This is a genomic window from Actinomadura physcomitrii, assembly GCF_008923205.2.
Classification (GTDB): domain Bacteria; phylum Actinomycetota; class Actinomycetes; order Streptosporangiales; family Streptosporangiaceae; genus Spirillospora; species Spirillospora physcomitrii.
Genome location: NZ_WBMS02000025.1, coordinates 123,468 through 135,033, shown reverse-complemented (window position 1 = coordinate 135,033; position 11,566 = coordinate 123,468). Strand labels below are relative to the sequence as shown.

Annotated in this window: 12 protein-coding genes; 9 read left to right on the top strand and 3 right to left on the bottom strand. The window is 72.6% G+C overall.

Translation table 11 applies throughout. The annotated features are described in order from the left end of the window. From F8568_RS28605 to F8568_RS28575, 7 genes are all read left to right on the top strand, one after another. Positions 1-956 (top strand): ATP-binding cassette domain-containing protein (locus tag F8568_RS28605; RefSeq protein WP_151596790.1); only part of this gene is annotated, 956 nt, incomplete at its 5' end. Next, positions 953-1,780, top strand: coding sequence for an ABC transporter permease (locus F8568_RS28600; protein ID WP_151596789.1), 828 nt, complete (start codon positions 953-955; stop codon positions 1,778-1,780). The genes F8568_RS28605 and F8568_RS28600, both read left to right, overlap by 4 nt. 84 nt (positions 1,781-1,864) lie before the next feature. Next, positions 1,865-3,070 carry an AI-2E family transporter gene (locus tag F8568_RS28595; protein ID WP_151596788.1) on the top strand — a complete coding sequence of 402 codons (1,206 nt, stop codon included), beginning with the start codon at positions 1,865-1,867 and terminating at the stop codon, positions 3,068-3,070. A 56-nt stretch (positions 3,071-3,126) separates the two neighbouring features. After that, positions 3,127-3,537: a VOC family protein gene (locus F8568_RS28590; RefSeq protein ID WP_236009260.1), complete on the top strand. Its 411-nt coding sequence runs from the start codon at positions 3,127-3,129 to the stop codon at positions 3,535-3,537. A 71-nt stretch (positions 3,538-3,608) separates the two neighbouring features. Continuing rightward, positions 3,609-5,759, top strand: coding sequence for an acyl-CoA dehydrogenase (locus F8568_RS28585; protein WP_151596786.1), 2,151 nt, complete (start codon positions 3,609-3,611; stop codon positions 5,757-5,759). Between the two features lie 80 nt (positions 5,760-5,839). Then, positions 5,840-6,229 carry a Rossmann-fold NAD(P)-binding domain-containing protein gene (locus F8568_RS28580; RefSeq protein WP_160573792.1) on the top strand — a complete coding sequence of 130 codons (390 nt, stop codon included), beginning with the start codon at positions 5,840-5,842 and terminating at the stop codon, positions 6,227-6,229. After that, positions 6,160-6,348: a hypothetical protein gene (locus tag F8568_RS28575; protein ID WP_151596784.1), complete on the top strand. Its 189-nt coding sequence runs from the start codon at positions 6,160-6,162 to the stop codon at positions 6,346-6,348. The genes F8568_RS28580 and F8568_RS28575 overlap by 70 nt, the downstream gene beginning before the upstream one ends. Here F8568_RS28575 and F8568_RS28570 read toward each other — a convergent pair. Together F8568_RS28570 and F8568_RS28565 are read right to left on the bottom strand one after the other, a co-directional pair. Beyond that, positions 6,332-7,927, bottom strand: coding sequence for a CehA/McbA family metallohydrolase (locus F8568_RS28570; protein WP_160573791.1), 1,596 nt, complete (start codon positions 7,925-7,927; stop codon positions 6,332-6,334). The two genes, F8568_RS28575 and F8568_RS28570, sit on opposite strands and share 17 nt — an antisense overlap. Before the next feature lie 112 nt (positions 7,928-8,039). After that, on the bottom strand, positions 8,040-8,432 hold the full coding sequence (locus tag F8568_RS28565) for an ATP-binding protein (protein WP_151596783.1): 393 nt from the start codon (positions 8,430-8,432) through the stop codon (positions 8,040-8,042). 142 nt (positions 8,433-8,574) lie between these two features. Between F8568_RS28565 and F8568_RS28560 the strand changes: the two genes are divergently transcribed. Further along, a complete protein-coding gene (locus F8568_RS28560) occupies positions 8,575-9,372 on the top strand; it encodes a helix-turn-helix domain-containing protein (RefSeq protein WP_268896401.1) in 798 nt (265 codons plus the stop codon). After that, complete coding sequence (locus F8568_RS28555) at positions 9,363-9,626, top strand: DUF397 domain-containing protein (protein ID WP_151596781.1); 264 nt, start codon at positions 9,363-9,365, stop codon at positions 9,624-9,626. Before F8568_RS28560 ends, F8568_RS28555 begins: the two co-directional genes overlap by 10 nt. Positions 9,627-10,078: 452 nt before the next feature. Here the strand turns inward: F8568_RS28555 and F8568_RS28550 are convergent, their stop codons facing one another. Further along, complete coding sequence (locus F8568_RS28550; protein WP_151596780.1) at positions 10,079-11,329, bottom strand: HNH endonuclease signature motif containing protein; 1,251 nt, start codon at positions 11,327-11,329, stop codon at positions 10,079-10,081. Between the last annotated feature and the right edge of the window lie 237 nt (positions 11,330-11,566).

Sequence of the window (11,566 nt, the reverse complement as noted above, 5' to 3'; positions counted from 1 at the left end):
CGGTCCTGGACCTCGACGCGGACGCCGCCGAACGGGTCGCCGCGGAGGTGCGGGAGAAGGGCCACGAGGCGTCCCCCTTCGGCGGCGTCGACGTGTCGGACCGCGCGCAGGTGGACGCGGCGGTCCATACCCTGGTCAACGTGCTCGCGGCGCTGTGCCGGCCCACCGCCGGCACCGCCCGCGTCGCCGGGTACGACGTCGTCCGGCAGTCCCGCGAGGTGCGCCGCCGGATCGCGCTGACCGGGCAGTTCGCGGCCGTCGACGAGCAGATCTCCGGGCGCGACAACCTGGTGCTGGTCGCCCGGCTGCGCGGCACGGGCCGCCGCGACGCGCTCCGCCGCGCCGCCGAGCTGCTGGAGATGTTCGACCTGACCGGCGCGGCCGACCGGCCGGTGCGCGGCTACTCCGGCGGGATGCGGCGCCGCCTGGACCTCGCGGCCAGCCTGACGGGCCGTCCCGAGGTGCTGTTCCTCGACGAGCCCACCACCGGCCTGGACCCCGCCGCCCGCCTCGCCGCCTGGACGGTCGTCGAGCGCCTCGTCCGGGACGGCACGACCGTCGTGCTCACCACCCAGTACCTCGACGAGGCGGACCGGCTCGCCGACACGATCACCGTGCTCGCCGGCGGCCGGGTCGTCGCGTCCGGCGCGCCCGCCGACCTGAAGGCCCGCGTCGGCGGGCGCACCGCCACCGCGCGGCTCGCCGGGCCGGACGCGGTGCGGGCCGCCGCCCGCGCGCTGCGCACCGAGGGACTCGGCCCCGAGTACGACCCGCGCCGCGACGTCATCGCCGTCCCGCTGACCGGCCCCCGCGACCTCGCTGTCGTCGCGCGGACGCTGGACGCCGAGGTCATGGGCGACTACGAGCTGGCGGTGACGGCGCCGACCCTCGACGACGTGTACCTGTCGCTGACCGGGCCCGCCCGCCCGGACGCGGCGGCGAGGGGCGCGTCATGACGGCCGTCGCGCCCGCGCGCTCCGCCGCCGCCTCCGCCGCGCCGCCGCAGGACGCCGGGATCTGGACGCAGCTGCGCGTCCTCACCGGCCGGTCGCTGCGGGCGCTCGTCCTCGACCCGCGGCTCGTCGTGGCGAGCATGCTCGGGCCGCTGCTGATGCTCGGCATGTTCAGCCAGCTGTTCGGCAGCGTCGCGCGGGCGCCCGGCTTCCCGTCCGGCGTCCGCTACGTCGACTTCCTCGTCCCGGCGATCATGGTGACGTCGGCGCTGCAGGCGGCGCTGAACACCGCGGTCGGGCTCACCCAGGAGATGCGCAGCGGGATCATCGCGCGGTTCCGGTCGATGCCGATCTGGCCCGGGTCGGTGCTGCTCGCCCGCAGCGCCGCCGACACCGTCCGCTGCGCGCTCCAGCAGCTGCTGCTGCTCGTCCTCGCGGCGGCGCTGCTCGGGTTCCGCCCGGCGGGCGGGCCGCTCGGTGCGCTCGGCGCCGCCGCGCTCGCGCTCGCCGTCGGCTGCTGCCTCGGCTGGATCTTCATCGCGATCGCCTGCTGGATCCGCAACGCCGAGCTGGTGCAGAGCGTCGCGGGCCTCGCGACGTTCCCGCTGGTCTTCGCCTCGAACGCGTTCGTCCCGGCGAGCGCCCTGCCCGGCTGGCTGCGCGCGGTCGCCGCCGCCAACCCCGCCACCTATGGGATCCGGGCGGCGCGCTCGGTCGCGCTCGGCGAACCGGCGCTCGCCGACGCGGTCGCCGCCCTGTCGGTCAGCGCGGCCGTCGGCGCCGCCGCGGCCGCCCTCGCGGTCAGGGGTTTCCGGCGCGGCGGCTGAGCGCGGGCGCCGCAGGTGAGGCGGCCGGGCGCATAGAGTTCAAGGAGTGGGGGAGAAGACCGGCGTCCCGGCGGAGGGACGCGGATGAACGACGATCGACACCGGCGGTCCGCGGCGTCGGCCTCGCCACCGGCGCCGCCCCTGCTCCGCGCGGCCGCGGCCTGGTCCTGGCGGCTGATCGCGATCGGCGCGGTCGGCTACGGCCTCGTGTGGATCATCGGCACGCTGAAGATCGTCTTCCTGCCGTGCGCGATCGCGCTGTTCCTGTGCGCGCTGCTGCGCCCCCTCACCGCCCGGCTCGAGCGGGCCGGGCTGCCGTCCCTCGCCGCCACCTGGATCACCATGCTGCTCGCGCTCGCGGTGCTCGGCGGGATCGGCACGTTCGTCGGGATCCAGGCGAACGAGGAGTTCCCCAAGCTCGCCGACGAGGTGCAGTCCACCGCCCGCTCCCTGCAGCACTGGCTGGAGACCGGCCCGCTGCACATCAAGCACTCGCAGATCCAGAACTCCATCGACCAGGGCATCGACTACCTGGAGAAGCGGCGCGGCAAGCTCGCCAACACCGCGGTGCAGGCGGGCGCGGTCACCGTCGAGGTGCTCGCCGCCATCGTGCTGCTGCTGTTCATCACGTTCTTCCTGCTCAAGGACGGCGCGCGGATCTGGGACTGGACGATCGGCGGGACGGGCCGCTACCGCCCCCGCATCGACCGGGCCGGCCGCGCCGCCTGGGAGACGCTGTCGCAGTACGTGCACGGCACCGTCATGGTCGCCGCGATCCACGCCGTCGTGCTGGCGGTCGTGCTGGCCGTCCTCGGCGTCCCGCTGGTCGCGCCGCTCGCCGTGGTGATCTTCCTGGGGAGCTTCATCCCGATCGTCGGGATCCTGGTCGGCGGCGCGCTCGCGGTCGCCGTCGCGTTCGCCGCCAAGGGCGGCGCCATCGCGCTGATCTTCCTCGGCGTGCTGATCGTCGAGCACCAGGCGGAGAGCCACCTGCTGCAGCCGCTGCTGGTCGGCCGGCTCGTCCGGCTGCACCCGCTCGCCATCATCCTCGCGATCAGCGTCGGCGGGATCCTCGGCGGCATCCCCGGCGCGGCCGTCGCGGTGCCGATCGCCGCGGTCGTGTACCGGGCCTGGCCCGCCCTGCGCGACCCGCCCGACGACCTGCCCCCCGACGTCGCCGCCGCCACCGACGACTCCGAAGGCGAGGGGCATGAGGAGCCCCCGGAGAACGCAGAGGACGAGCAGGACGATGACGGCAAGCCCGGCGGGAAGGCCGGCCCGGGCGATTGACCGAGTTGAAGGCGCGATGATTTCCGGCGCCGGGGCAGGTCTGTTCCGCCATGGAAATGAAGCTGGAAGTCGTGCCGGTGCCCGTCTCCGACGTGGACCGGGCCAAAGAGTTCTACGGCGAGCGGGTCGGATTCGTGGTCGACCTCGACCGGACCGTCCCGGGCGGGATGCGGATCGTCCAGCTGACCCCGCCCGGCTCGGGCTGCTCGATCCACCTGGTGACCGGGGGTTCCCCCGGCGGTCTCAGCGGTCTGACACTGGTCGTCTCCGATGTCGTCGCGGCGCACAAGGAGCTGGCCGGACGCGGCGTCCCGGTCGGCGACGTCGTCCACTTCGAGAACGGCGCGCAGGTCAAAGGTCCGGGGACGGAGCCGTGGAGCACGATGGCGTTCTTCGCCGACCCGGACGGGAACGCGTGGGTGGTCCAGGAGCGTCCGCGGGGGGCCGGTGGACAGGGCGGGGTGTAAGCGAGCAATTATTAGCTGAGCGGCACCACTCCGACATCGCGCCGCGGGCGCGGAACACCCTGGGAGGATCCATGGCGATCGCCATCAGCGAGGAGCATCGCGAGCTCGCGCGGACGGCGCGCGCGTTCCTGCGCGACCACGACGCGCGCGCCGCGAACCGGGCGCTGCTGGAGGCCGGCGAGGAGACGCTCCCGGCGTTCTGGAAGGAGTTCGCCGGCCTCGGCCTGCTCGGCCTGCACCTGCCCGAGGAGCACGGCGGCGGCGGGTACGGGCTCCCGGAGCTCGTGGTCGTCGCCGAGGAGCTGGGCCGGGCCGCCGCGCCGGGCCCGCTCGTCCCGACCATGGCGGCGTCGGCGGTGATCGCCGCGCGCGGCGGCGACGAGCTGTGCGGCCGGCTCCTGCCCGGCCTGGCGTCCGGCGAGACCCCGGCCGCGCTCGGCCTGGACGGCTCGGTCACTGTGCGGGACGGCCTGGCGTCCGGCGAGGCCGTGGTGCTCGGCGGCGGCCTCGCCGCCCTGCTGCTCCTCGTCGCGGGCGACGACGTGGCGATCGTCGCGGCGGACGCGGCGGGCGTGACCGTCGAGGTGCCGGCGAACCTCGACCCGTCCCGCCGCGCCGCCCGCGTCCGGCTGGACGGGGCGCCGGCGGAGGTCATCGCGGGCGCCGCCGCGCACGCGACCGCGATCGCCCGCACCCTCTACTCCGCCGAGGCGGTCGGCGGAGCGCTCGAATGCGTCGAGTCCGCCACCGAGTACGCGAAGGTCCGGCAGCAGTTCGGCCGCACGATCGGCACGTTCCAGGCCGTCAAGCACCACTGCGCGAACATGCTGGTGGCCGCCGAGCTCGGCACCGCCGCCGTGTGGGACGCGGCGCGCGCCGCGTCCGGGCCGTCCGACCAGTTCGAGCTGGCCGCCGCGGTCGCCGCCGCGCTCGCCGTCCCGGCGTTCCTCGACGACTCCGGGCTGAACATCCAGGTGCACGGCGGCATCGGGTTCACCTGGGAGCACGACGCGCACCTGCTGATGCGCCGCGCCGCCGCGATCGAGGCGGTCGTCGACCCGGAGGCCGCCGCCCGCGACGTCACCCGGCTGCTCGCCGCCGGCGTCGTCCGCGCCACCACCCTCGACCTGCCGCCGGAGGCGGAGGCGAGGCGCGCCGAGGTCCGCGAGCTGGCCCGCGAGATCGCCGCGCTGCCGAAGGAGGAGCAGCGCGTCCGCCTCATCGAGACCGGCTACGTCCAGCCGCACTGGCCGAAGCCGTGGGGCCTGGAGGCCCCCGCCGGGCTCCAGCTCGTCATCGAGGAGGAGTTCAAGGCCGCCGGCGTGAAGCGGCCCCAGTACGGCATCACCAGCTGGAACATCCTCACGATCATCCAGCACGGCTCCCCGGAGCAGGTCGAGCGCTGGGTGCGGCCCGCCCTGCTCGGCGAGGAGATCTGGTGCCAGCTGTTCAGCGAGCCCGAGGCGGGGTCGGACGCCGCGTCGGTGAAGACCCGCGCGGTGAAGACCGACGGCGGCTGGATCGTCAACGGCCAGAAGGTGTGGACGAGCGGCGCCCACTACTGCCGCTGGGGCTTCGCGACCGTCCGCACCGACCCGGACGCGCCCAAGCACGCCGGCGTCACCATGATGGTGATCGACATGGAGCACCCGGGCGTCGAGGTCCGCCCGCTCCGCCAGATCACCGGCGACTCGGAGTTCAACGAGGTGTTCTTCTCCGACGTCTTCGTGCCCGACTCCGACGTCGTCGGCACCCCCAACCAGGGCTGGACGGTCGCGCGCGCCACGCTCGGCAACGAGCGGGTCAGCATCGGCGGCGGGGTCGGCGGCGCCTACCCGATGCCCGACCTGGTGAAGCTGTGCACCGAGCACCCGGACCGCGTCCCGGGCGGCGCCGAGCGCGTCGGCGCCCACGAGGCCGAGGGGCAGGCGCTGCGGCTGCTGAACCTGCGCAGCGCGGAGCGCGCCGTCGCGGGCGGCGAGCCCGGCCCCGAGGGCAACATCACCAAGCTCGTCCTCGCCGAGCACGGCCACGCCGCGGCGGACCTGCTGTCCGCGTTCGCCGGTCCCGAGCTGGTGTTCTCCGAGGGACTCGGCGCGTTCGCGGGCCGCATGCGGCTCGGTTCCCGCGGCATGTCCATCGCGGGCGGGACGTCCGAGATCACCCGCAACCAGATCGCCGAGCGCATCCTCCGCCTCCCCCGCGACCCGCTCATCAAGTGACCTCGCCGGCGATCACCCGGTCGAGCCATTCGGTCAGCAGCCGCCGTTCGCCCTCGGTCAGAGCCGTCAGACCGGGGGCGATGGCGCGGAACGCGACCGCCGTCGCGGCCGGCCCGTCCGCCGTGCCGCCGGGCGCGTCGACGAGGCTGCGCAACGGCTACTACGCGCACAGCCTCGACTGGCTGCTCGGGCACTGGCGGGAGACGGGCCGCATCACCGTGCCCGCCGACGGACCGATGTCCTGGACGGCACGCGACGACGAGGCCGAGGCCGCCGCGATCATCCTCGCCGCCAACGGCGGCTACGACGGGCCGGTCACCCTGACCGCGGGCGCCGCACCGACGTTCACCGAGATCGCCGACATCGCGTCCGAGGTCACCGGACGCACGATCGCGCCGAGGTGGTCCCCGCGGACGCGCGGGTCGCCGCCCGCATCGCCGTCGGCCTGCCCGAACCCCTGGCCCGGCTGATGCTCGGCGGCTACCGGGCGGCGGCCGAAGGCTTCTTCGCCGGAGTCGACCCCCTGCTCGGCAAGCTGCTCGGGCGCGAACCGCGCACCGTCCGCGACGTCCTCAGCGAGCGCGCTTGAGGAAGATCGGATTGGTGAGCGCGGCCATCGGCCCCCACACCAGAGCCGGTCCCATCGTGTTGCCCTTGCCGGGGCTGCCGTCCGCCATCGGATGGCGGACCTCCGCCCGCACGTACGCCGCGAGCGACGTCGTCGTCCGCCAGACCACCGTGCCCTCGCCGGACGCCGGAAGCGACTCCTGGTGCATCTGGCCCTCGTCGGTGATGAACCGGACGGTGCCGTTCGGCACACCGGACACCTCCAGCCGCACGTCCACGGGGGCGTCGGCCTTCGCGGCGAGCGTGTCAGCGATCCCCGCTTTCCGTCCTCCAGCGGTCGCGGTGAACGCCAGGTTCACCGCCGACGACTCGGCGATCCAGCTCCGTCCGGCGCGGATCCCGTCCAGGACGGCGCGGGTGCTCAGCTCGTCGGCCTGCACGACGGTCTGCGGCAGCCCGATGACCTGCGGTTCGCTGTGCGCGTCGCTGTTGCCCATCGCGGGCGACCAGCCCCTGCCCGCCCGCACCGCCTCCCCGAGCCGCGCGTCCCACGTGTCGACCGCCGACTCGTCGTCATAGGTCCACGGACCGTTCCACACCTCGACCGCGTCGGCCTCGTCGTAGCCGAACTTCCACTGGCACGCGACGTACGGGCAGTACGGATGGGCGGGCACCACCGCGCCGCCGGACCGGCGCACCTGCCGCGCGAACCGGGCGAAACCGTCGTCCCGGGCACGGTAGCGCCAGTCGACCCAGTCCCCGGCGGGCAGGCCGAGCGCCAGCCAGTGCCCGTTGCGGGTCGTGACCTCCTCACCGGTGATGATGAGCAGGTCGTCCCCCGCGAACTCGCCCCAGACGCCGTGGGACGAGGAGGTGTTGTGGTCGGTGGACACCATGAAGTCGAGCCCCGCCGCCCGCGCCCCGGCCGCCACCTCGGACGGCAGCCGCCGCCCGTCGGAGTGGACGGTGTGCAGGTGCCCGTCGCCCCGGTACCAGGCCCGCCCGCGCCCCTTCGCCTTCGTGGGCGGATACCTCGGCGTGAAGGTCGCGCCGGTCGCCCCGTACGTCAGGGTGATCTTGACCTGGTAGTTCATCCCCTGCGGCGCGACCTGGTACGGGCCGAGGACGATGTTCCAGGTCCCGGCCCCGATCGGACCGGGCAGGTACCCGGGCGTGGCCTCCGCCGCGCTGATCTCGAACGAGGTCCGGAAGCCGCCGGACCAGCCCCGGAAGCCCTTCCCGCCGAGCTTGACCCCCCGCTGGTCGAACATGCCGATGTCGCAGGAGTTGCCGGGCGTGCCCGCCGGGACGGCCGGCTTGTCGTAGGAGTACTCGACCGCGATCTTCTGCACGCCCTTCGGCACCTCGACGGGCAGATACACGAAGTCGGCGGCGCCGGTCTCCAGGTGCCCGGTGACGGTGCGGCTGACCTCCCCGGGAGACGCCGCCGCAGCCCGCGCCTGCGGAAAGGAGACGGGGACCAGCGTCAGCGCCGCCCCCGCCGCGGCCGCCATCAGCAGCCGCCGCCGGTCCAGCGTGTGCGCGCCGTCATCGGCCGGAAGCGCGGCGGCGTGCCGCTCGCATCGTCCATCAAGGCACATGGGGATCCTCACCGAGAAGGGAAAAGCCCCTGCATGCTCGGCCGCCCCGCCGAAGCCCAGATGATCTTCCGCTTTCCCGCGCCCGACGGCAACGTGACGAATGCGCGGCACGTCACAGGTCAAGGACGGCGAAGACGACCTTGCCCGCACCCCCGCCGACCGGCCGCACACCCCAGCAGCGTGTGAACCGGTCGACGATGACCAGGCCCCGCCCGGCCTCGCCGACGGTGTCGGCCCGCTGGACGCACGGCAGGCCGCACGACGCGTCCTGCACCTCCATCCACAACGCACCGTCCTCGACGCGCCCGATCCGGAACGTCACATCGCCATCGGACGCCGAGGCGTACCGCAGCGCATTGGTGACCAGTTCACTGGCCACCAGGCAAGGCACGAAGTCGTCCATGCCCCACTGACCGGTGACGAGCCGCACGAACCTCCGCACCTCCGCAACGACCGCGAGGTCCTGCTTCACCACCATCTCGTTCTCCCGCCGTGCCTCGCCCATGCTCGATCTCCTCACCGTGTGTGGCTGACAACACACATTCAGTCACTTTCGGAGTTAGAGTTGGCATGCCCCTTCAAAGCGGATTGCAGCGGCAAGCACAGAGACGTGATTGCAAGTTACCGAGAGAGGTAAGTGATCATGCCTGCACGGCGTCAGCGTCCCAACGAGTCCCCCCGCGCTCGTCGCCTTCGGCCGCCAGATGCGCCGGCTACGAGAAGCCAAAGACGTCCTGCAAGAGACGATCGCCAACCTCACCAAGGTCAGCCCCGCCCAGGTCAGCCGGATCGAGAACGGGAAGAAGCGCGCCACCCGATCATTCGTGACCACGGTGGACGATTACCTGGATGCGGGCGGTTCGCTTCTCAGCCTATGGGAGGACCTGAACCGAGACGGCCACCCGGTACCGATCTGGTTCGACTGGCCGCAGACCGAGTCGGACGCCGCGGAACTCGTGACCTGGGAGCACACGATCGTCCCAGGCCTACTCCAGACACCGGCTTATGCCCGCGGCTTCCTGAAGTCCGACGAAGCCGTGGAGGCGCGCATGGCTCGGCAGGCCATCCTCACTCGTGAGGACGCACCTCCCACGGCGCTGGTCGCGCTTTTGAGCGAATACGTTCTCGACTACCTGGTGACCTCGCCTGAGGTCATGCGGGAGCAGATAGAGCATCTGATCGCCCTTAGCGAGCGTCCGAACATCACCATCCAGATCGTCCGGAACGACGGGCGTCCGGCGGGCACGGGAGGCGCTTTCGTGGTGGCTACGAAGGAGGACCGGAGTGAGGTCGCCTACATGGAGACGACGGTGCGCGGCATCACGACCGACAACCCCGCCGACCTCGCCAAACTTTCCGAATCACTCAGAGAGCTGCGTGCGAGGGCGCTCCCCGAAGACATGTCCCGGGACAGATTGAAAGAGGCGCTGGAGAAATGGACCTGACGAACCTCACCTGGCGCAAGAGCAGCTACACCGGCTCCAACGGTGGCGATTGCGTCGAGCTGGCCGGGCTCACCTGGCGTAAGGCGAGCCGCAGCGGCGAGAACGGCGGCAACTGCATCGAATTGGCGGACGCGGCCGGGGCGGTGGCGGACGCGGTGGCGGTGCGGGACAGCAAAGACCCGGAAGGGCCGGTCCTGCTGGTCACTGGCGCGGCCCTGCGCGCCGCCGTGCACGCGGCACTCACGACCCGCTGACCGTCCCGCGCTCCCCTTCTCCCGCAGACCAGCTCGCGGCGGCCCGCAGGGACATACGCCTCCCGGCTCCAGTCTGGGCCGTAGATGCTCTCCCAAGTGGAGACGGTGCTGCCATCTTTTCGGCTGTCGGTGGACGCGACGATCCTGCCCTGGTGCGCGGCGTCGGCGTGCTCCACCGGGTCACCCGAGGGTAGGCGGTCGGCTCGGACTCGGGGCCAGCGTGGCGTGCGCCCAGTCACGAGCCCCGCCGGTACCGACAGCGCGACAAGCGCGGCGAGCCGGATCCGGACGGCAAGGTGCGAGAGCAGGCGGGACCTCCGAACATGATCGCGAAGGGGCGCGCCGCCGCGACCACGCCCGGTCACCGACAAGGGCCTCCGGGCAAACCTCCTCCGGCCGCGTCCTCGCGGAAGCGGCTCGGGGTGGTGCCGGTGTGGCGTCGAATGTGATCGTTATGCGGCCGAGCCGAGGGGGCTGCCGGGTGGCCCGGCTCCGGTCGCGGGCCGGGCGCCCGCTGGTGGCAGCAGCCGGTAGACGTACCGCCCGTCCGAATCCTTGGTGATCTGAATTTGGTCGGGGCTGGCGTGCTTGAACCGGTTGTGCCATCCACAGGTCAGAGCGAGCTGATCGATATCGGTCGGGCTGCCGAGTGCCCACCCGCGAACGTGGTCGACCTCGCACAACGTTCCCGGCATCTCACACCCGCGCACCGCGCACGACGGGTACAGGGTTTCCAGCACCTGCCGCTGTGCTGCACTGGCGAACCGTTCCCGGTAGCCGAGGTACAGCGGGGTGTTCCCCCGCCCCAGCAGCAACGGCGAGACACCCGCCGCGAGGGCGATGCGGCGGGCCTGAGCGGCAGGAATCGGCGTCCCATCAGTGAGGCGGGCCGGGGCGTTACCACCGGTCAGCGTCTCCAAGTCGCAGATCACGGTGACCTTCGATGCCTTATGCCCGCCCGACAGCACACTCGACAGCGCCGCCGCCGTCCGCTCCGCCACGTCCCGGCGGTCATCGGGCCCCGCCGGCTTGGCCAACGGCGCCAAACTCCCGTCCCAGATCGCCGCATCCTCGGGGTTCAGCCACCCCTTCACATACCGGCCGCCGTCCAGCGACCGCGTCGTCGTGAGCCACGACTTGTCGTAACCGCGCCGAGAATCCTCAACAGGCGCGTCTTCAGTCCCCTCGCGTTCAGCGATGAGGTCGCGGATGCGCCGACCGAACGCGGCGACCTTCCCGGCCGAAAATCCCTGGTCGACGAAGCCGAGCAGGGTCGCCTCGGCCTCGGCGCAGTCGGTGTCGTCCAGGCGGGCGACCGAGTCGGCGACAGTGGCGGCGTAGCCGTAGGACAGGTCACCGGAGGCGAGCGCGGCGGATACCCGAGGCAGGCGATGCCGCTGCCGAGCGAGAGTCAGTCGCTCCTTGGCGCGGCCGTCGCGCATGCCGAGCCGGGACCGCAGCCACGCCTGCGCCGATGGATATCCCCAGCGGGCCTGTTCTCCTGTGGCGTCGACCCGGCCGATGAATCCGGCGAGGGCGCTTTCCTGCATATCGAAGGCGGCCACAAGGGTTTCGGTGAGTTCCAGGCAGGCCGCAGGAGATTCCGGCACTTCGCGCTTGGCGAGTTCAGTGGCGATGGCGGAGAGCGCGTTCACCAATTGCATGGTGGACGCGACCTCAAGATCGACCGTCACTGATTGCATAAGTAAATAGTACTCGCTGTTACCGACGATCGAGGCCGCTAACGTCCCATTCTTTCTGGTATCTCCGAGGAGGCGGCAGGCGCAGGCTCTTGCAGATCTTGCCCCCCCTTTACGCCTCCCCAAATGGAAACTGTGTTCCTGACGGAGGGGGGTGGTGGGGGGGGGCGGCCCCGGGGGGGGGGGGGGGGGCGGCGCCCCCCCCCCCCCCCCCCCCCCCAAACCCCCCCCCCCCCCCCC

Bases quoted from the DNA above. Each gene is read 5' to 3' on its own strand.
- F8568_RS28600 (WP_151596789.1), top strand. From the start codon at position 953: ATGACGGCCGTCGCGCCCGCGCGCTCCGCCGCCGCCTCCGCCGCGCCG.
- F8568_RS28595 (WP_151596788.1), top strand. From the start codon at position 1,865: ATGAACGACGATCGACACCGGCGGTCCGCGGCGTCGGCCTCGCCACCG.
- F8568_RS28590 (WP_236009260.1), top strand. From the start codon at position 3,127: ATGAAGCTGGAAGTCGTGCCGGTGCCCGTCTCCGACGTGGACCGGGCC.
- F8568_RS28585 (WP_151596786.1), top strand. From the start codon at position 3,609: ATGGCGATCGCCATCAGCGAGGAGCATCGCGAGCTCGCGCGGACGGCG.
- F8568_RS28580 (WP_160573792.1), top strand. From the start codon at position 5,840: ATGGCGCGGAACGCGACCGCCGTCGCGGCCGGCCCGTCCGCCGTGCCG.
- F8568_RS28570 (WP_160573791.1), bottom strand. From the start codon at position 7,927: ATGTGCCTTGATGGACGATGCGAGCGGCACGCCGCCGCGCTTCCGGCC.
- F8568_RS28565 (WP_151596783.1), bottom strand. From the start codon at position 8,432: ATGGGCGAGGCACGGCGGGAGAACGAGATGGTGGTGAAGCAGGACCTC.
- F8568_RS28555 (WP_151596781.1), top strand. From the start codon at position 9,363: ATGGACCTGACGAACCTCACCTGGCGCAAGAGCAGCTACACCGGCTCC.
- F8568_RS28550 (WP_151596780.1), bottom strand. From the start codon at position 11,329: ATGCAATCAGTGACGGTCGATCTTGAGGTCGCGTCCACCATGCAATTG.